This is a genomic window from Halopelagius inordinatus (assembly GCF_900113245.1).
Taxonomy (GTDB): Archaea; Halobacteriota; Halobacteria; order Halobacteriales; family Haloferacaceae; genus Halopelagius; species Halopelagius inordinatus.
This window is the reverse complement of record NZ_FOOQ01000006.1, coordinates 108,806-128,333: the sequence shown is the minus strand read 5'-3', so window position 1 is coordinate 128,333 and position 19,528 is coordinate 108,806. Positions and strand designations below refer to the sequence as shown.

18 protein-coding genes are annotated in these 19,528 nt (G+C 64.0%); 12 read left to right on the top strand and 6 right to left on the bottom strand.

Going from position 1 to position 19,528, the window contains the following annotated elements; genetic code table 11:
• Positions 1-126: 126 nt before the first annotated feature.
• The 3 genes from BM167_RS15710 (at position 127) to BM167_RS15700 (ending at position 3,939) form a co-directional block, all read left to right on the top strand.
• Positions 127-1,260, top strand: a complete 1,134-nt coding sequence (locus BM167_RS15710) for a mandelate racemase/muconate lactonizing enzyme family protein (RefSeq protein WP_092893676.1) — start codon at positions 127-129, stop codon at positions 1,258-1,260.
• Positions 1,261-1,341: 81 nt separating this feature from the next.
• On the top strand, positions 1,342-2,181 hold the full coding sequence (locus BM167_RS15705) for an NAD-dependent epimerase/dehydratase family protein (RefSeq protein WP_092893675.1): 840 nt from the start codon (positions 1,342-1,344) through the stop codon (positions 2,179-2,181).
• Positions 2,182-2,283: 102 nt separating this feature from the next.
• Positions 2,284-3,939, top strand: coding sequence for a right-handed parallel beta-helix repeat-containing protein (locus BM167_RS15700; RefSeq protein WP_245781388.1), 1,656 nt, complete (start codon positions 2,284-2,286; stop codon positions 3,937-3,939).
• 29 nt (positions 3,940-3,968) lie between these two features.
• Here the strand turns inward: BM167_RS15700 and BM167_RS15695 are convergent, their stop codons facing one another.
• Entirely contained in the window at positions 3,969-5,039 is a 1,071-nt protein-coding gene (locus BM167_RS15695) for a glycoside hydrolase family 88/105 protein (protein WP_092893674.1), read from the bottom strand.
• Positions 5,040-5,122: 83 nt separating this feature from the next.
• Positions 5,123-5,581, bottom strand: a complete 459-nt coding sequence (locus BM167_RS15690; RefSeq protein ID WP_092893673.1) for a universal stress protein — start codon at positions 5,579-5,581, stop codon at positions 5,123-5,125.
• A gap of 99 nt (positions 5,582-5,680) precedes the next feature.
• Here BM167_RS15690 and BM167_RS15685 point away from each other — a divergent pair, with 99 nt between their 5' ends.
• The 7 genes from BM167_RS15685 to BM167_RS15655 all read left to right on the top strand — a co-directional run bounded on the left by BM167_RS15685 (position 5,681) and on the right by BM167_RS15655 (position 12,353).
• Positions 5,681-5,899, top strand: coding sequence for a hypothetical protein (locus BM167_RS15685; protein ID WP_092893672.1), 219 nt, complete (start codon positions 5,681-5,683; stop codon positions 5,897-5,899).
• Between the two features lie 155 nt (positions 5,900-6,054).
• The gene (locus BM167_RS15680; protein ID WP_092893721.1) at positions 6,055-7,839 is read left to right on the top strand and encodes an ABC transporter substrate-binding protein; all 1,785 of its coding nucleotides are present in this window, start codon (positions 6,055-6,057) and stop codon (positions 7,837-7,839) included.
• Positions 7,840-7,907: 68 nt separating this feature from the next.
• A complete protein-coding gene (locus tag BM167_RS15675) occupies positions 7,908-8,915 on the top strand; it encodes an ABC transporter permease (RefSeq protein WP_245781387.1) in 1,008 nt (335 codons plus the stop codon).
• Positions 8,912-9,919, top strand: coding sequence for an ABC transporter permease (locus BM167_RS15670; RefSeq protein WP_092893671.1), 1,008 nt, complete (start codon positions 8,912-8,914; stop codon positions 9,917-9,919). The genes BM167_RS15675 and BM167_RS15670 overlap by 4 nt, the downstream gene beginning before the upstream one ends.
• Positions 9,920-9,965: 46 nt before the next feature.
• Positions 9,966-11,009, top strand: coding sequence for an ABC transporter ATP-binding protein (locus BM167_RS15665; RefSeq protein WP_092893670.1), 1,044 nt, complete (start codon positions 9,966-9,968; stop codon positions 11,007-11,009).
• The gene (locus BM167_RS15660) at positions 11,006-12,082 is read left to right on the top strand and encodes an ABC transporter ATP-binding protein (protein ID WP_092893669.1); all 1,077 of its coding nucleotides are present in this window, start codon (positions 11,006-11,008) and stop codon (positions 12,080-12,082) included. The genes BM167_RS15665 and BM167_RS15660 overlap by 4 nt, the downstream gene beginning before the upstream one ends.
• A gap of 49 nt (positions 12,083-12,131) precedes the next feature.
• The gene (locus tag BM167_RS15655; protein WP_092893668.1) at positions 12,132-12,353 is read left to right on the top strand and encodes a hypothetical protein; all 222 of its coding nucleotides are present in this window, start codon (positions 12,132-12,134) and stop codon (positions 12,351-12,353) included.
• 60 nt (positions 12,354-12,413) lie between these two features.
• Here the strand turns inward: BM167_RS15655 and BM167_RS15650 are convergent, their stop codons facing one another.
• Both BM167_RS15650 and BM167_RS15645 read right to left on the bottom strand, forming a co-directional pair.
• Positions 12,414-13,544 (bottom strand): enolase C-terminal domain-like protein, encoded by a 1,131-nt coding sequence (locus BM167_RS15650; RefSeq protein ID WP_092893667.1) that lies wholly within the window; start codon positions 13,542-13,544, stop codon positions 12,414-12,416.
• A 72-nt stretch (positions 13,545-13,616) separates the two neighbouring features.
• Positions 13,617-15,038 carry a sulfatase family protein gene (locus BM167_RS15645; protein ID WP_092893666.1) on the bottom strand — a complete coding sequence of 474 codons (1,422 nt, stop codon included), beginning with the start codon at positions 15,036-15,038 and terminating at the stop codon, positions 13,617-13,619.
• A 57-nt stretch (positions 15,039-15,095) separates the two neighbouring features.
• Here BM167_RS15645 and BM167_RS15640 point away from each other — a divergent pair, with 57 nt between their 5' ends.
• A complete protein-coding gene (locus tag BM167_RS15640) occupies positions 15,096-16,709 on the top strand; it encodes a glycoside hydrolase family 28 protein (RefSeq protein WP_092893665.1) in 1,614 nt (537 codons plus the stop codon).
• Between the two features lie 120 nt (positions 16,710-16,829).
• The gene (locus BM167_RS15635) at positions 16,830-17,237 is read left to right on the top strand and encodes a GlcG/HbpS family heme-binding protein (protein ID WP_092893664.1); all 408 of its coding nucleotides are present in this window, start codon (positions 16,830-16,832) and stop codon (positions 17,235-17,237) included.
• A gap of 77 nt (positions 17,238-17,314) precedes the next feature.
• Here BM167_RS15635 and BM167_RS15630 read toward each other — a convergent pair whose 3' ends face one another.
• Positions 17,315-18,172 (bottom strand): SMP-30/gluconolactonase/LRE family protein, encoded by an 858-nt coding sequence (locus tag BM167_RS15630; RefSeq protein ID WP_092893663.1) that lies wholly within the window; start codon positions 18,170-18,172, stop codon positions 17,315-17,317.
• Positions 18,173-18,821: 649 nt separating this feature from the next.
• Positions 18,822-19,199, bottom strand: a complete 378-nt coding sequence (locus tag BM167_RS15620; protein ID WP_092893661.1) for a RidA family protein — start codon at positions 19,197-19,199, stop codon at positions 18,822-18,824.
• Positions 19,200-19,528: the final 329 nt, after the last annotated feature.

Here is a 19,528-nt window from a genome sequence, read left to right as displayed (position 1 = left end):
GTAACTCAAAGTCATCGAATATAAACCCATCGTCGGTCTGACCGTACACCGCCGTTCCCCCCTGCAGAACCCGGAAACGAGAGGGTCCGGGGAAACCTATTTGCGGCCCCGGGCTCCGTCGTAGATATGGAAATCGTCCACCTCGACGTGATTCCGCTCTCCCACACCCTCCCCGAGGGCGAGGGAGTCGGCGACGCCCGCGGATTCGGCAGAGAGCGCGCGACGACGCTGCTCCGCGCTGAGACCGACACCGGTCGGGTCGGGTGGGGCGAAACGTTCGTCCCCGGCCGCATCGCCAAAGCGACCATCGAGGAACTGTTCCGCGACGACGTCGTCGGGATGGACCCCTTCGACGTGGAGTCTCTGGCCGATCGGTCCTACACCGACCCGTACCACTTCGGCGAGAGCGTCTTCGTCCAAAGCGCGGTCAGCGCACTCGACGTGGCCTGCTGGGACATCATCGGACAGGAGGTCGGTCGGCCGATTCACCGCCTGTTGGGCGGGCGCAAACGGGAGACGCTCACGCCGTACGCCTCGACGATGTACTTCACGGAGGCGGACCGAGACATCGCAGAGCCGATAGAACGGGCCGTCGAGGAGGGGTTCACCGCCGCGAAGATAAAAATCGGGAACGGCGTCGAAGACGACGTGCGGCGCGTGCGAACCGCCCGGGAGATACTCGGCGACGACGCGACGCTGATGGTGGACGTTAACGGGAACTACCGCCCGGAGCAGGCCGTCCGAACCGCGACGGCGATAGCGGAGTACGATATCGGCTGGATGGAAGAACCGGTTCCGCCGGAGAACCTCTCGGGCTACCGCGAACTGAAGCGGAGCGTCGATATCCCAATCGCGGCCGGAGAGGCCCACTACGGTCGATTCGAGTTCAAGCGACTCATCGACGACAGACTCGTCGACATCGTCCAACCGAATCTCGCGCGGTGCGGGGGTCTCTCGGAGGCGCGCACCATCGCGAAACTGGCGACGACGGAGAACGTCGGCGTCAGACCCCACATCTGGAACAGCGCGGTCGGACTCGCCGCGGCGGTCCAGTTCGCCGCCAGCGTCTCCGACTACCCCCACACGCGGAACGTCCCCGACCCGATGGTGGTCGAGTTCGACCGGAGCGAGAACCCCCTGCGCGAGGAGTTGCTCGAAGACCCGTTCGACCCGACGGGCGGCGTCCTCGACGTGCCGCAGGGGCCGGGCCTCGGAATCGAGGTGGACGAGGAGGCGGTAGAGCGGTACAGAGTCGAGTAGTCCGCCGGAAACCGCCTGACTGAGAGGGTTCGACCCGGGCGACCCCCTCAATTTATTATCGCTACGTCGGAGAGAGGAGGTATGGACGTGCTGATGACCGGCGTGTACGGTCGGTGCGGTACCGCAGTGATAGACCACCTCCACGACAGCGACGAGTACGACTTCACGTACTTCAACCGGTCCGACCGCCCGGAGGACCATCCCTACGGCGGGTACGACACCGTGGTCGGCGACGTCGCGGACGGCGACGCCCTTCGAGAGGCGGCAGAGGGACACGACGCGATGGTCCACATGGCGGCGTACCCCTACACCGACGGCAGTTGGGACGACGTCTTCGAACCGAACATCGTCGGGATGTACAACGCGCTGGAGGCGGCCCGGGAGGCGGAGATGGAGTCGTTCGTCTTCCTCTCTACGAACCACGTCATGGGCGGGTACGAAGACGAGTTCGCGCCGGACATCTACTACCCCGACGACGACTTGGTCGTAGACCACACCGACCCGGTCCGGCCGGACTCGTTCTACGGGATGACGAAGGCTTACGGCGAGGACATGGGACGGTACTACGCCGAGAAAAACGAGTATCCGAAGCAGTTCTACGCGATTCGCGTCTGCAGCGTTCGAATGCCCGAGTACGACCACCCGTACGGCGACGCCGAACGCGCAGTCGACGAGGGCGAGATGGAACGCGGGAGCGACGAGTACGAGGAGACTGTCGCCCGGATGAAGGCGATGTGGCAGTCCCGCCGCGACTTCGCGCACCAGATAGACTGCTGTCTGCAGGACGACGACGTGGAGTTCGGCATCTTCAGCGGTGTGAGCGACAACCGACGCCGGTGGTACGACCTGGAACACGCCCGCGCCCGAATCGGATACAACCCGCAGGACGACGGCGAGGAGTGGGACAGTCCGCCGGAGTAACCGAGAACCGCCCTCTCTCGTCTCCGCGGCAGGCGATGCGTCCGACTCTCGAAGTTCAGAGCGGAGGCAATTTATTTAACGAACGATTGTGATAGTCGGTGCGTGAGCGAGTCCAGTTCACACAGCGACGGTGACGAACAGCGCACGGAAACCGCTCTGACGTACACCCGCCGGACGGCGATGGCGCTTCTCGGCGTCGGAAGCGTCTCCGCACTCGCAGGCAACGCGGCCGCCGCGGAGGAGACGACAGAGGGTGAGACGGGCGGCGGCAAAGAAGGAAAGCCGTGGAACCGAGACGTGAACGCGAACGGCCACTCCCTCTCGAATCTCGGGGAACTCGGCGTACGACACGTCTACACCTCCGCACGGGAGGCGGACGTCGTCGTCTGGAAGGACGGCGACGGCGTCTTCCACGCCGACGGACCGGACGGCGAAATCGCGAACGGCGAGGCCGTCGTCTCGGTCACCCGCGCGGCAATCGAGGGCCTCACGGACGGCCGAACGTCGGTGGAGAAGGTGGTCGTCGCCTCGCCGGGCGAGATACGCGAGGGCGACGGGTCCATCGAACTGCCGAGTTACACCGCACTCGACGTGCCGGTGACGCTCTCTGTGCCCGACGGCGAAGAGGTGCCGCCAGTCGTGCGGGCCGAGGGCGCGGAGCGAATCGAAGTCGAGTCGCTGACCGTCGAGGGACCGGCGGCGATGGGCGTCCGACTGACGAGTTGCTCGGAGGTTCGCCTCGGCGACCTGCGGATCGCCGGCGTACGAAGCGACGGCGTCCGCATCGACGGACGGGGCGACGCCCCGCGGTCCACGGATATCCAGGTCGAACGGGTGTACGTCGAGAAGAACGACCACCACGCCTTCGAGACGTACGGCGTCGACCGCCTGCAGGTGGACCAGATAATCGGCGTCGACCCCGCCAGTTGCGTCGTCCTCCTCAACGACACCGCGGACGCGACGGTCAACAGCATCGTCGGGAAGGAACCCGGCGTCCCCGACGGGTACGCGACGTTCCGCGTCGCCAACGGGGCACACGACATCACCGTCGGCGAAGTGGTGAGTCGCGGCGGGGCACGCGGCGTCTTCGGCGTCTCGGAGTGTTACGACGTGACCGTCGGCGAGGTGAACATCGAGGGAGCGTCGGACCAAGGCATCCTCGTTCAGAACTGTCAGGACTTCGCCGTGCAAGGCGGCGTCGTCAAGAACTGCGACGGCGACGGCGTCCGCATCGACTCGCGCGACGACGGCGAGCAGATTCCCGCCGAGGGTGTCTCGATAACCAACCTCCGAATCTACGACGACAGAGACGACCCGAAGCAACCGTGGGGGATTCTGGAGACGGGGCCGGCCACGAACACCAACCGCATCGTCGGCAACGACGTCCGCGGCGCGGGAACGGAGACAGATATCCGGACGTTCTCGAACACCACCGTCGTCCGCGACAACGTCGGCGGCGGGTTCGCCTCCGGGACCGTCACCCTCTCGTCGGGCGACTCGCCCGCCGCGCGCGTCGAGGGCGTCAGCAGTTCCGACTACGCCTCGGTCCCCGGAAGCGTCGAAGAACCACAGGACTTCGAACTGTCGGCGCTCGACCTGCGCGCGAAACCCGCCGCGGGCGGTTCGTCGGCGACCTACTCGTGGGAGAGTTACTTCGAGTGGGACGGCGACGACGGCGCGTGGGACCTCGTGTTCGAGTGGCGGACCGACCCCGGAACGGACCTCGAACTCGACTACGTGGTCGATAAGACGCGCTGAGTCGGGAAAACGACCTCGGACGATCGGCTCTACAGGAACTCGTGGGCGGCCATCAGGAACCACCCCTGTCCGTACGGCGTGTCCGTGAGGGGCGCTTCCGGGCCGCCCGGCGGCCCCGCGACGCGTCGCACCGCCCCGTCGTCGGAGACGACGCGAACCGACGCCTCCATCGCCCGTTCCGCGGCCTCGCGGTACTCGTGGCCCTCCAAGAGGCCGAGGTCTACGGCTTTGGTGAACGCGTAGGCGAACATGGTCGTGCCCGACGTTTCCAGCGGCGTGTTCGGGTCGTCGACGAGGTTGTGCCAGAAACCGCTCCCGTCCTGCCGGTCGAGAAGCGCCTCGCTCAACGTTTCGAGAACGTCGAGGAGAGCGTCTCGGTCGGGATGGTCCTCGGGAAGTCGTTCGAGCACTTCGACGAGGGAGGTGGCGGCCCACCCGTTACCGCGCGCCCAGAACGTCCCCTGCGGGTAGTGGTTCGGCGACTCGACCCAGATGTGCCGGAACAGGTCCGTGTGAGGGTCCTGAAGGTGCTTCGCGTGGACGAGCAGTTGCGTCGCCGCCTCGTCGAACGCCTCCTCGTCGCCGTCGAGGACGCCGAGTCGCGCGAGAAACGGGCACATCATGTAGACCGAGTCTATCCAGAGCGACTTCATCCCGGCCTGTTCGGGGTCGTGGTGCGGGATGCCGCCGTCGTCGGTTCGTTCGAAAGAGAGGAGACTCTCTTTTGCCCGCCGGGCGGCCTCCAGATAGCGGTCCTCGCCGGTGCGGCCGTAGAAGTCGAGGACGCCGTGACCGATGGCCGTCGTGTTGTTCGTGTTGAGACATTTGTTGACTGTCAGTTCCCAACTGGTGTCGTACTCGCGCCCGTGGCTGAATATCTCGATGGGGTAGCTCGGCCCGTAGCCGAGTTGGCCGGCGTCCGCCTGCGTGGCGACGGCCGTGTCCACGAGTCCGCGGGCGGTATCGACGAACTCCGACTCGCCCGTCGAGACGAGTCCGTTGATGGCTACGCCGGTTATCCACGACTTCCCGTCGAGGTCCGAGGACTGCAGGTACTCCGCCGCCCGAGTGGCCGCGTCGGATAGGTCTGTCTCGTGCATCGCGTATCACCCGACACTCACCGAGAGAGATAATAAAGCCCCGGACTGCCCGGGAGCGCCGCAGAAATCGCGGCGTGACCGCCTCACTCGGCGTGAAGCGTGACGAACCCGTCGAAGTTGAGGACGACGTACTGTGCGAGGTCACCGAACAGCGCTTTCCCGGTCGGCGACCGCTTCCGTCCGAGGACGAACACGTGGTCGCTCTCGGTCTCTGCTGCGGTGTCGATGACCGCCTCGGCCCGTTCGTCCTCGTCGGCGATGCGCGGAGCGACTTCGTACGAGACGGCGTCGTCCGCGAGAACGTCGCGCGCCAACTCCTCTGCGATGTTCGTCGCCGCGGTGAGGACTTGGTCGTCGGTGTACGACGTGTTCTCGACGCTCCCGATGGCGTCTAACATCTCTTGGGTCTCCTCGTACTCGTCCTCGGTGAGCGTCACCAACAGGACGAGGTCGGCGTCGGCCCCGATGGCGTGTTCTTTGGCTTCCTGCAGGAGTTCTCTGTGCGTCTCCGTGTCGTCTAAGAGGACTAATCCTCGGTCCATACGGTAGGCATGTGACTCTCGTTATCTAACTCTATCGACGGAGACGGCGCGCCCCTCGCGGGACAACACAATCAAATACGCCCGGCGTGACTACCCGCTATGTCCGAGACGCGCCTCGCCGACGTCCTCCGGGACTACACGACGAAGATGAAACTCGTGCTCGTCATCTCGGCGGTGTCCATCCTGCTTCTCTTGGTGTCGCTGACGGCCATCGAACCCGGAACGAGCACGCACGTCCTCGCGTTGGTCCAACTCGCGACGTTCGCCGTTCTGTTCGTCGGCATGGTCGTTCTGCTGTGGACGACGCGCCGCGGGTGAGTCGCCGCCGTTCCGCGTCCGCCGACCGGATTCGTGACTCGAAATAGACAGGTATCGACACATATTTATAGAGTGAATGGTATGATAAATGATGACGCATGGCGAAAGAGAGTTCAAACCGTTGGAGCAGGCGAGACTTTGTCAAGTACGGCGCCGTGGCGGGCAGCGCCGGGTTGGCGGGTTGTTTCAGTGATTCCGAAACCACGGCGACGGGCAACGAAAACGGGGCGGGCAGCACCGGTACCGACGGGGGCGGAAGCGGGCTAGCCGACGATACGCTCGACTACCCCGCAGGGCGGCCTGCGACGGAGGTCCAGTTCAACCGGTACAGTCTCGGGAACTACGCTCACACGCTACAGGATCAACTGTTCGAGCAAGTCGCGAGAGGGTACGCCGACGGGACGGTGCGGCCGGACCTCCTCGAGGAACTCACCGTCGACGGGAAGACGCTGACGCTGACGTTCCCGGAGAACTTCAAGTGGTGGAACGGCGACGACGTGACGGCCGAAGACTACTACGTCGGCCTCGAAATCGACCGACTCCAGCAACCCGAAGAGTCCAACATCGAGAGCAACACGCTGGTCGACGACTACACCATCGAGCGAACGTTCAAGACCGCCGTCGCGCCGAACCTGATGAAGGCCGACGTCGCGGAGACGTTCGTCAACACCCCTCGGTCCGTCTACCGGGAGTACCTCACGAAACTCCAAGACGCGTCGAGCCAGAGCGACCGGGAGTCTGTGACCGAGGAACTGCTGAACATGAAGATAACGACCCAGCAGTTGATAGACGACGGCCTCGGGAACGGCCTCTACGAAGTCACCGGGTTCAACTCCTCGGAGACGACGCTGGAGAAGTTCGAGGACCACCCGTACGCGGACCGAACCGACGTCCCGAAGGCGAGAATCGTCCCCGAGACGACCGCCGACGTGGATTCGCTCGCGGTGAACAACAAACTCGACATGAACCCCGACGTCCTCATGTCCGAGTCCCAGCGGAGTTCCTACCCCGATAACCTCCAGAACGTCTACCGCCTCAACTGGTTCCGAACACAGAAATTCACGTTCAACTTCAAGAACGAGCATCTCGCGAGACTCCCCGTCCGTCGGGCCATCGCCCACGCGGTGGACCTCGAATCGATGGTCGCCGCGATGCGACAGGCCGGAACCGTCGGCAGTCCGCCCGAGAAACAGACCGCGCTTCGGTCGACCATCCACGAGAAATACCTCGGCTCGGATTTCGTCGACAGTCTCATCGACTACCCCACATCGAAAGACGAGGAGGGTGCGGCCGGACTGATGGAACAGGCCGGGTACACGAAGGAGAACGGGACGTGGGTGGACCCCGACGGCGAGAAGTTCACGCTCACCGTCCTCACGCAGAACAACAACACGCAGGTGCAGGCGACGAAGGTGTTCAACGACCAGTTGAACGCCTTCGGCATCCAGACGGAGATAAGCACCGTCAGTTCATCGGACTACTACCAGCGTCTCCAGACCTACGAGGCGGACATCTTCTGGATCTGGCACGTCGCGAAGGCTCTGTGGCACCCGACGGCGTACTACTCGAACAACTTCTACGGCGTCGAAGTCGGCGACCCGTCCAGCGGAGACACCGGTCCGACCGGCAAGCCGTTCACGACGACCATCCCGAGCGAAGTCGGCGCAAAAGAGGTCCAAGGCAGCGGACAGGAGATTCAGCCTGCGACGCTGATGAACGAACTGCCCTCTTCGGAGTCCGAAGAGCAGGTCAAAGAGCGGACGCGAACGCTCGTGCGGTGGTTCAACTACGCGCTTCCGGACCTCGTGTTCGTCGAGGAGGACTCCGGATACTGGGGCGACGTCGGTGACTTCTCGATGCCGGCCGAGGGCGACCAGGAACTCAACACGAACCGGCCCGGTCAGTTCTCCTTCAAGAAGGGGTGGATCAGCTCGAAGTGAGCCGTCGAGAACGACCGACCACAGATCACAACTAAACGTTTATGACACTGTACGGGACAAGTTAACTCATGACTCCACGATACCTGTTGAAACGATTCGGGCAAGCGCTGTTGACGTTCTTCGTCACCATCACGGTATCGTTCGTACTGTATCAGGCGATGCCGGGCGGCCCCGTAGAGGCGATGCGGAGCGTCATCCTCTCACAGAGCGGATCGACGAGCATCGACATCGACCGCCTGAACACGCTGATCCAGTTGTACACCAACGTGAACCCGGACCAACCGGTCTACGTGCAGTACCTGAACTACCTCAGAGACGTGGTACTGTACCAGGACCTCGGGCGGTCCTTCTTCAAGAACGAAGCGGTCACGACGCTCATCCTCCAGCGTCTGCCGTGGTCTATGTTCATCAGTCTGTACGCGTTCGCCCTCGGGTACTCGCTCAGTATCATCCTCGGCGTCCTGACGGCGTACAAGGAGAAGTCGCGGTTCGACTCCGGCGTCTCCTCCGTGGTCATCGCCCTCAACTCCGTCCCGTACTACATCGTGGGCGTCGTTCTCATCTACTTTCTCGCCATCAAGCAGTCGTACTTCCCCGTCGGAGGCCGACTCGGGTCGGGCATCCCCGTCGGGTACAATCCGGAGTTCATGATAAGTATCGTCAAGCACGCCGCGCTTCCGGCGCTCTCTATGGGCGTCCTCGCGACGTCCGCCGCCCTCTCGATGCGCGGGAACGCGATACGCATCCTCGGCGAAGACTACGTCCGCGTCGCACAACTCCGCGGGCTTCGCGACACGCGAATCGCGACGCAGTACCTCGGACACAACGCGATACTGCCGATGTACACGCAGTTCATGATCGGTATCGCGGGCGTGTTCAGTAGCGCCGTCATCGTCGAAGAGGTGTTCGCGTACCCCGGCATGGGACTCTTGATGTTCGAGGCGGTGAAGACGCAAGACTACCCGCTCCTGATGGGGACGCTCATCGTCTTCACGGCCATCTCGCTCACGGCCATCTTCGTCGCCGACCTCACGTACAGCCTCATAGACCCGCGGATTTCGGTGGACGAGTCATGAGTAACCCCGAGACTGACACCTTCGACCTACAGAGCATCTACGACGAGAGCATCGAACCCGAACCCGAGTCCCGGCGCGTCCGCCTCAGACGAGCGATAGACCTGAACGTGTTGGCGCCCGCCCGCGTGGCCGCCGACGACTGGCGCGCCCTCCTCGGCGGTGCCATCCTCGGTCTGTTCGTCCTCATGGGAACCGTCGGCGTCGTCCTCGTGGACAAACCGACGAGCGGCGACGCGCCCGTCCTCGCGGGACCGTTCGAGGAACTGGCGTACCCCCTCGGGACGGACGTGTTCGGCCAGCCGATTCACTCCCAACTCATCCACGCGACGCCCGGCATCTTCAAGATGATATTCGCCGGTGCCGTCGTCAGCGTCGGGTTCGCGGCGATCGTCGGCGTCGTCTCCGGATTCAAGCACGGCGACCGCATCGACACGGTACTGATGACGCTCACCGACGTCGTCATCACGATTCCCGGACTGCCGCTCATCATCGTCATCACGGCGATTTTCCAACCTGAGAACCCCTACCTCGTCGGTATCTTCCTCGGCATCGACAACTGGCCCGGACTCGCTCGGACGGTCCGGTCGCAGGTTCTCAGTATCCGCGAGGAGTCCTACGTCGAGGCGTCGGAGATCATGGGGATTCCGCTCTCGTCGATTCTCCGCCGCGACATCCTCTCGCAACTCATGCCGTACGTGATGATAAACGGCGCGCTCACGTCGCGGCGCATCATCTTCGAGTCGGTCGGTCTGTACTTCCTCGGCATCCTGCCCTTCACGACGTTCAACTGGGGCGTGATGATGAACCTGGCGTACGAGGGCAACGCGCTGACGAGGCCCGATATGATACACTGGATGGTGTTCCCGATGCTCTGCATCTTCCTGCTTTCGTTCAGCCTCGTCCTCCTCTCGCAGGGACTCGACAGCCTGTTCAACGTCCGCCTCCGCGCCCGGCACGCGAACACGACGAAAAAGGACGCATCGCGCGCCAGCCAAAGCGACTGACGGAGAAGGAAACACTATGAACTCGACACTCGATACGGAAGCACGGATGGACGACGACACGCGGGACGAATCGGACGTGGTGTTCGAGATGCGGAATCTCGAAGTCACCTTCGGGACCAACCGAGGCGAGTCGAAGGTAGTCCGCGACGTCGATTTGGACATCTACCGCAACGAGACGCTCGGAATCGTCGGCGAGAGCGGAAGCGGCAAGTCGATGCTGTCCTCGACGCTGCTCAACGCCGTCGTCGAACCCGGCCAGACGAGCGGTGAGGTGACGTACTACCCGCCCGACGACCGAGAGCCGATATCGGTTCTGGACCTCTCCGAGAAAGAGCTCAAGAAGTTCCGCTGGGAGGAGGTCGCGATGGTATTTCAGGGCGCGATGAGTTCGTTCAACCCGGTCAAGCGGGTTCGGGGCCACTTCGAGGAGACGCTCGAAGACCACAACCGCGACATCGACGCCGGAATGGAGCGAGCGCGGGGGATTCTCGAAGACCTCTATCTCGACCCGGACCGCGTCCTCGGTTCGTACCCGTACGAACTCTCCGGCGGAATGAAACAGAGAGCGCTCATCGCTCTGTCGCTCGTTCTCGAACCGGAGGTGTTGGTGATGGACGAACCGACGGCGGCGCTCGACTTACTGATGCAGCGGTCTATCGTCTCTCTGCTCCGCGACCTCAAAGAGGAGTACGACCTCACGATCATCTTCATCACGCACGACCTGCCGCTCTTGACCAAACTCGCGAACCGACTCGTGGTGATGTACGCCTTCGACGTCGTGGAAATCGGCGAGACGGAGGAGATACTGTACGACGCGGCGCATCCGTACACGCGGATGCTCCTGCAGGCGACGCCGGACCTGAACGTCCCCGTAGACGAGATGCGGTCCGTCGAGGGGAACAAGCCGGACCCGGTCATCAGAATTCCGGGCTGTTCGTACCATCCGCGCTGTCCCATGGCCGACGAATCCTGCAAGCGAGAGGAGCCGCCGATGGCGACTCGGTCGCCGACTCACGAAACCGCGTGCTTCTATCACGACGACGTCGACGAGGAGATGCCGCTTCGCAGCGACGGGGAGGGCGGGCAATGAGTTCTGACTCGCCCGTCATCTCCGTCGACGACGTCTCCGTCCACTTCTCCGATAGCGGCGGACTCTTCGACCTCTTCTCGGAGGACGAGACGGTCCGCGCTGTCGACGGTATCTCGCTCGACATCGGCGAGAACGACGTCGTCACCCTCATCGGCGAGAGCGGATGCGGGAAGTCGACGCTCGGGAAGACGATAATCGGCGCACAGAAACCCACCTCCGGGTCGATCAAATACCGCGGACAGGACATCTGGGAGGCCAAAAGCGAGCGCAACCCGGAGATACCGTTCTCCGATATCAGGCGGTCGCTCCAGATGATCCACCAAGACCCCGGAAGCGCGTTGAACCCGAATCAGCGGCTGTTGACCACCCTGATGCTCCCGATGAAGAAGTGGAACCCCGATTTGGGCCGCGAACGCCGCAAGGAACGCATCTTCGCGCTCTTGGAGAAAGTCGGTCTCTCGCCCGCGGAGGACTTCGTCAACCGCTTCCCGCACCAACTGAGCGGCGGCGAACAACAGCGAGTCGTTCTCGTCCGGTCGCTGCTTTTGAACCCGGACCTGATTCTCGCGGACGAGGCGATAAGCGCCCTCGACGTCTCCCTGCGCGTGGAGATGATGGACCTGATGCTCGAACTGCAGGATCTTTTCGGCACCTCGTATCTGTTCATCAGTCACGACCTCTCGAACGCGCGGTACATCGCCGAGAAATCGGGCGGGCGAATCGCCGTGATGTACCTCGGGAAGATAGTCGAAGTCGGGCCGATAGAGCAGGTGATAGAGAACCCCCAGCACCCCTACACCAAGGCGCTGAAGTGGGCGACGCCGAACCTGTACGGCGACGACGGCGACGAGACGCTACCGGTCCGCGAGATAGACATCCCCGACCCCGTCAACCGACCGTCCGGATGTCACTTCCATCCGCGGTGCCCGGAGGCGCGAGAGGTCTGTCGCACGCAGGACCCGAACCTCATCACCACGGACGGCGGTCACGGCGCGCGGTGTTACCGCGCGGACGAGTCCCACGAGTACTGGGACAGTCCGAGCATCGTCGACGACGAGGGCGAACTCGGGTAGGATCGGAACAACATCTATTTGTGAGTGGCTGTCTAACAAACGTACCAACATGGCTGTCGAGACATCCCGCACGTCGCGACCGGTGGCCGCACTGTCGGATCACAAACTACTCGTCGGAGCAATCGCCGCCGGCGTCCTGATGATTCTACTCGCTCGCTTCGTGTTGGAGGGCGTCATCGCGGGGATGTTCGGCGTGTGGGGGATTTCGCTCGTCCTGATAAGCGTCGGCTCTCACCTCTTTCTGCGGGCGTGGGGCGCGTACAACCGCTGACGGGAGTCGGAGAAGATTCGAGCGCTCGAAAGGAATCGCGTCCGCGGAACCGTCGCCCCGTCAGTCCAGTCGGTTCTCTTCGACGAACTCCCAGTCGAACTCGTAGCCGAGGCCGGGAGACTGCGGTATCTCGACGACGCCGTCGTCGTCTATCTCGTCGGGGAGTCGCTTCAGTTCGGGGAAGTACGTCGCGTAGTCGTGTTTCGGGTGGAGCAGTCCCCGTTCGTAGTACCGGCCGGGAAACGCCATCGTCCCCAACAGTTGGAGGTTCGGCGCGTCGCGGCCGTGTATCTCGCACTCGACGTTGAACGACTCACAGAGGCCGATAGCTTTCAGCGCGGGGGTGATACCGCCGGTGTCGAAGACGCCGACGCGGACGACGTCGGCGATATCTCGCTTTATCCACTCGGCGCGGGTGTGCATGCGCCCCTCGGCCGTCTCGGGGCCGACGACGGCGATGTCGAGTTCGTTCGACAACCACTCGTACGAGGACATGGAGTGCTCGTCCATCGGTTCCTCTATCCACCGGAAGTCGAGTTCTTCGAGGGCTCTGCCTATCTTCTTGGCCTCCGACCGACTGTAGAAGTGGTGCGCGTCGAGCATCAGGTCGACGTCGTCGCCGACGCGTTCGCGGACGGCGCGGCAGGCTTCGATGTCCCGTTGCGGACTCTCGCCGAACGGCGGCATCCACGTGTGGAGTTTGACCGCCCGATACCCCTCCGAGACGAGTTCCTCCGCGAAGTCGGCGTACGCCTCCGGGGTTCCGAGTCCCTCCGGGTCGCCGTCGCCGACCATCGTACTCCCGTAGGCCGGAACTTCGTCGCGCGCCGCGCCGACGAGTTGGTAGACCGGTAGGTCGGCGTGTTTGCCCGCCACGTCCCACAGAGCGCAGTCGATGGCCGCCACGCGCTTGTCGGTGAGAAGCCCCTTGTTCAGTCGTTCGGCGCGGCAGAGTCGCTGCCACAGTTCCTCGCGGTAGAGCGGGTTCTCTCCGACGAGGTGGCGCTTTGCGAACTCGTTTGCCTCGGGGTGACCGCCGCGGCAGTAGCCGTCGGGGCCGCCCTCTACGACGACGTGCGTTATCGTCTTCGTCGTCTCCGTCGGAGGGCCCGGGTGGCCGTGGCCCTTCTCGTCGGCCTCGACGTGAGAGGTACAGCTAAACCGAATGGTGCGGATGTCCGTGATTTCCATCGGTGGCGTGAGCATCTGCACCGGCGGTAATAAAATTACGCAGGAAGGGCGGCGAGGGGATCGACCGCGCGGTCAATCGAGAACGTCGCCGGGCGATTCGGGGTACGGTTCGCGGACGAGACGGCCCATGTCGATTCGTCGGTAGGGGTACCGCCGAAGACTGCCGTTCTCCGCGAAGTCGGTTCGACCCTCGGCGTCGAGTTTCCGCGCCGCCGCCTCGCGGAGGTGAGCCGTCGTCTCCGGGCGGTCGTCCGAGAGGTCCGTCAGTTCGTGGGGGTCGTCCGAGAGGTCGAACAGTTGCTCGCGTCCGCCGTTCTGCATGAACACGTACTTCCAGTCGCCCTCTCGGACCATCGCCGTGAAGTTCGGTGCGAGTCCGGGCGTCTCGTGGTAGCCGTACAGCCGTTCTCGGGGGGCCGCGTCGCCGTTCACCATCCCGACGAGGTCGGTTCCTTCCCGCAGGTCCGGGTCTCCGGCCGCCGTCGTGGCGACGCCGAACAGGTCCGTCAGAGAGACGAGTTCCTCGTTTCGCGTCCCCTGCGGCACCTCGGCAGGCCAACTGAGGAGGAACGGAACCCGACAGGACGACTCGAAGAACGACGACTTCTCCCACCCGTGGTGGTCGCCGAGGAGTTCGCCGTGGTCCGAGAAGAAACAGATCACCGTGTTTTCGGCGTCCTCTCGGGACTCGACCGCGTCTAACAGTCGTCCGATGCGGCGGTCCACCTCGGAAATCAGTCCATAGTAGTGCGCCTTGACGGTCCGGACGGTCGTCTCGTCGACGCCGCCCTCGCGCGCCTTCCAGAAGTGGTAGTTTTGCGCGGGAATCTTCTCGTCGGCGTGGTCCACCGCGCGGTCGCCGCGGATCGGACCGGGCAGTCGGTCGGGGTCGTACATGCGGTCGAACGGCGGCGACGGCGCGAACGGCGAGTGCGGCGGTTCGTACGAGACGAGGCCGAAGAACGGCCCGTCGTCGCCTATGAGTTCGACGGCGTTGTCGGTTATCCACGCCTCGTAGTTCGACTCCGGCGGGAGGTGGTTCTGTTGGGGGAGATGGACCATCGCGCCCTCGCGGGCGGTGGTCTTGACTTCGTGACCCGTGTCTTCGCGGTACGCTTCGGCGCTGAGGCGAGTGTCGTACCCCAAGTCGATATCGCGGGGATGGGCGTGGTACTTCCCGACGAGGAACGTCCGGTAGCCCCGTTCGCGCATCGCCCGGGCGAGAAACGGACCGCACCGGTCTTCGAGGTGGCTCGCGTCTCGCTTTTCGTTTCCGAGGAACCCCGTCGTCGTCGCCTCACACCCCGTCCGGACGGTGTGTCTTGCGGGGATGCAGATGGGGTCCGGCGAGTAGGCGTTGGTGAAGGAGACGCCGCGTTCGACCAGACGGTCGATGTTCGGCGTGTGGATTCGCGCGTTCCCCAACGCGCGGACGGTGTCGCATCGCTGCTGGTCCGTCATCACGAAGAGGACGTTCGGCTTGGTGGCGGGCATCCGAATCAGTTCGATCACCGATATTATAAAGACACGTCCGAGTGTGTCAACGAGTACATGGCGCCCGCAGCGAGTGCGTACGACGTTACAGAGTACGGCGAACCCGACGACGGCCTTCACACGGATGCGTTCCGAGGCGCGATAGACGCCTGCGCGGACGCCGGAGGCGGAACCGTCGTCGTCCCGAGCGGTGAGTACACGACGGGGACGATTCACCTCAGAAGCGACGTGACGCTTCACTTGGAGGCCGGTGCGGTGGTGTATCCGGCGATGGACGAGTCCGCGTTCACCTCGAAGTACATCGGTCCCGACAACGAGCGAGTGTTCCTCCTCGCGGAGGGCGCAGAGAACGTCACCATCTCCGGCGACGGCGAGTTCGACGGGCGCGGCACGGAGTTCATGCGGATGGACACGCCGATTCAAGGTCACTCGAACGAGAGCACGAGTCACCCCCTCGTCTCGAACGGCCCGCACGAGGCGCGACAGGGACAGCGATATCTCGCCCGAAGCGACGGCACCGACGGGTGGCCCGTCGCGAAACCCGACTTCAGGCCGGGGCCGATGTTCCGGTTCAACCACTGTACGGACGTCACCGTCCGCGACGTGACGCTTCGAGACATGCCCGCGTGGACGCTGAGTCTGCACGGGTCAGAGGAGGTGGACGTACTCGGCGTGGACATCCTCAACCACATGCTCATCCCGAACTGCGACGGCATCCACATCGGCGACAGTCGGAACGTCCACATCTCCGACTGCACCATCCGTTCGTGCGACGACAGCATCACGTTCGGCGCGCGGCCCGACGTGGAGACGACCTGTGAGGGCGTCACCGTCACGAACTGCACGCTCTCCTCTAGCGCCTGCGCCATCAAGTTCGGCTCCGGAACCGACGACACCATCCGCGACTGCACGTTCCAGAACATTGTGATTCAGGAGTCGAACCGCGGACTCGGCATTCAACACCGCGACGAGGGCGACCTGGAGAACGTGCTTTTCACCGACATCGTCATCGACTCGAACATGCTCCCCGGCCCGTGGTGGGGGAAAGGCGAACCGATTCACGTCTCCTCGGTCCCCCGCGACGAGGACACCGACCTCGGCGCGGTTCGGAACGTCCGATTCGAGAACGTCGTCGCCAGAAGCGAGAACGGCGCACTCGTCTACGGGGCCGAAGGCTCCGAGATAGAGAACGTGACGTTCGACGACGTGCGTATCGAACTCACGGGAAGCGAGAACGCCGAGTTGGTGGGCGGGAACTTCGACCTACAGCCCACGTCCGTGATACCGCCCATCTTCGAGAGCGACATCGCGGGCGTCCACGTCGAGAACGCCCGCAACGTCGCGGTTCGCGACGTGGAACTCGCGTGGGCCGACGAGGAGTTGCCCGACTACTACCGGAACGGACTGGCCTGTTCGAACGTCGATGGGTTGCTCGTGGACGGATTCGTCGGCAGGCAGGCCCACCGAGGCGGCGACGACGCGGCCATCCGACTCTCGGACACCCGCGACATCACCGTCCGCGACTCGCGCGCCGCAGAGGGAACGGCGACCTTTCTCGCCCTCGAAGACACCGACGACGAACGCCTCCTGACGAACAACGACCTGCTCGACGCCGAGGACCCCGGCGACGTGGACTCCTTCGAGAAGTCGGGCAACGCGCCCTCGCTTTGAGGGCCGAACACCGACCCACTCCGATGGACCGCCGACGGCCAACGACGGACAGTCGTCCGCACCGGAGGCGACGTCCGGCGGAGCGGTGGTTTTTTGCCGCGCTACGGTGAGATACGATCGATGGTGAACGAAGTCACGTTAGCAGAGGCCAAGTCGATGCTCGACGCGGCGGAGTCGAAAGCAGAAGAGATGGATCTGAAGATGAACCTCGCGGTGACCAACAGCGAGGGCAACCTCCTCGCGTTCCGCCGGATGGACGGCGCGAAACTCGTCGCCGCCAACATCGCACAGAACAAGGCGTACACCGCCGCGGCGGTGAAGAAACCGACGCACGACCTGAAAGAGGGAGCCGAACCCGGCGGCGACGTGTACGGTCTCAACACCACCGACAACGGACGCGTCGTCGTCTTCGGCGGCGGGTTCCCCGTCGAACGCGACGGCGACGTGGTCGGTGCGATCGGCGCAAGCGGTGCGGACGTCTCGGAAGACATGGAGATATCGAAAGCCGGACTCGACGCGTTCCAGTAATCGAGCGAACGGAACGGGCCGAACGCCGTCCGGGCCAGTCGCATCGCTCAGAATCCGGTCTGTCTTTTCGCGCCGTCTCAGAACCGGTCGAACCCCGTCAGATCGGTCTCCGCGCGGTGGAGACTCCCAGTCAGGTCGGCCGCGTAGAGAGTAGAGCGGTCGGGCCCGCCGAACGCGCAGTTCGTCGGTCGGTTCTCGGGAAACGGGTGACGCGCGAGAACCGCCCCGGAAGGCGAGAAAACGTAGACCGACGGACCGGGTCCGCTCTCCTCCCATCCGGCACAGGCGACGATGTCCCCCTCGTCCGTGAGCGTCATCCCGTCGATACCGCGGTGGTCGCCGAAGTCGTGCAGTACCTCGTACTCGCCGAGTGATCCGTCCGCGAGAACCTCGTACGCCCGCAGGTCGCAGTCTCGGTCCGGTTCGTACGTGCACTCTGCGACGTAGAGTCTCGATTCGTCGGGCGAGAGAAGGATGCCGTTCGGTCGGTCCATCCCGTCGGTCAGGTGGACGAGGTCCCACCCCGAACCCGTCCGTTCGGCCCGGTAGACCGACGTGTGACCGAGTTCGCCGCGGTCCATGTCGTCCGGGTCCGTGAACCAGACGTTCCCCTCGGAATCTATCTCCAGGTCGTTCGGTCCGTTGAGCGGCGTCCCCTCGAACTCGTCGACGACCACAGTCGTCGGTTCGTCCGGCGAGAGCGCCGCGATTCGGTGCTTCTCGGCCTCGCAGGCGTAGAGCCTTCCGTCGCGTCCCCCGTGGAGGCCGACCGCTCCCGCCGTCTCTTCGACGTAGACGCGCGTTGCACCGGTCTCGGGGTCGTATTCGAGGACCTGATTCTCGCGTATCTCGGTGAACCTGACCACCGAGTCCGTCCAGATTGGACCCTCCGTGGCCTCCCGCGGACCGGAAACCCGCTCGAACTGCCATGACATGGTTCGAACGTCTTCGGTCGCCGCACATAAATCCGCGCGCTATCGTCACCCGCCGACTCGTCGAGTCCCCCCGACGCCGCGATATTCGACCGGCCGCTGTGTGCAATTTTTTATATCCGCATCGAGACAGATCGCGGGCCGAGTGAGAACGCACGGAAATCCGTCGTCCTCTCCCCGAGGAGGCCGCAGTTCGCCACCGGTCGAAGAGTCGCGTCTCCCTCGAGTTGAACCCCGAACTGACCGTGGAAGCCCACATTCGGCGACGACTCGATGACGTCGCCGTCGGAGGACCGCCGATCGGCCGACCCGACCGGTCGTCGGTATCTACACGCGAGGGGCGCGGGGCGGGATTCGTCCGCGATAGACGCGCCGCAGAGCGAGTACAGGAGACGCGGTGTGCGGAACTCGCGTCGGACGTGGGGTCGATACCGAACGTTCGACTTCCGTCCGCGAAACGCTCGGATTCGAGACGCGTCGTCGCCGGATGGTAGTCGCCGTGGACGGGTCGTCGGTTCTCTCGGTACCGGGAGGTGTGGTACCGAGACGCGCTTGCGGACGTTCGACGCATCGACCCGCCGACTGGCGCTCGGATGAGTTATTAGAAGTAGTTGTAATTACGGCGCGTCGGTGTTCGAGTCGTCGCTTTCGCTCACCTGTCCACTCCCGTCGCTTCGATTTGGACGGCGGCGTCGTTCGGGAGTGCGTCGACGCCGACGACGGTCATCGACGGCCGCCGCCCGTCGAAGAAGTCGTCGTACGCCGACCGGACCTCCGGCAGTCGGTCCATCTCCGTGAGGTAGACGGTGGTTCGCATGATGTCGTCGGTGCCGACGTCGGACTCGGCGGCGACCGTCGTGACGCGTTCGAGGGCCGCCGCCGTCTGTTCTTTCACGCCGCGTTTCAGCGCCGTTCGTTCGTCCGGCGTCTGTCCGTCGAAGAAGACGAGTTGGAGTCCGCGTTTTTGGACGCCGTATCCGCCGAGGGCGTTCAGCCTATCGCTTTCGTGTCGGGTTACGTTGTCGTGCATGGGATGAGTGTTCGAGTGTCCGTCGGTCGTCGGTCGTTCGTCGTTCGCGAGAGCCAGTGCCCCCGCTACCGACGCCAGAGACGACGCGGACGACGCATCGCCCGCCGGCGGACGGCCGGAGACCGCAGACCCGTCGACCGGCGGCCGAGAGAGTCGCGGTCCGTCCGTCTCTCCGTACGGGAGTCGGGGGCTTGTCAGTGACTTTGTCTATAGACAAGTTTAGTTTCGGAGGCGGTACGAAACGTCAGAAGCGCTCTTTTTACCCCGGTACGGTTCGTTCCCGGAGTTAGCAGAAGCCAGATGCCGCCCGAAAACCAACCCCAGAGTCG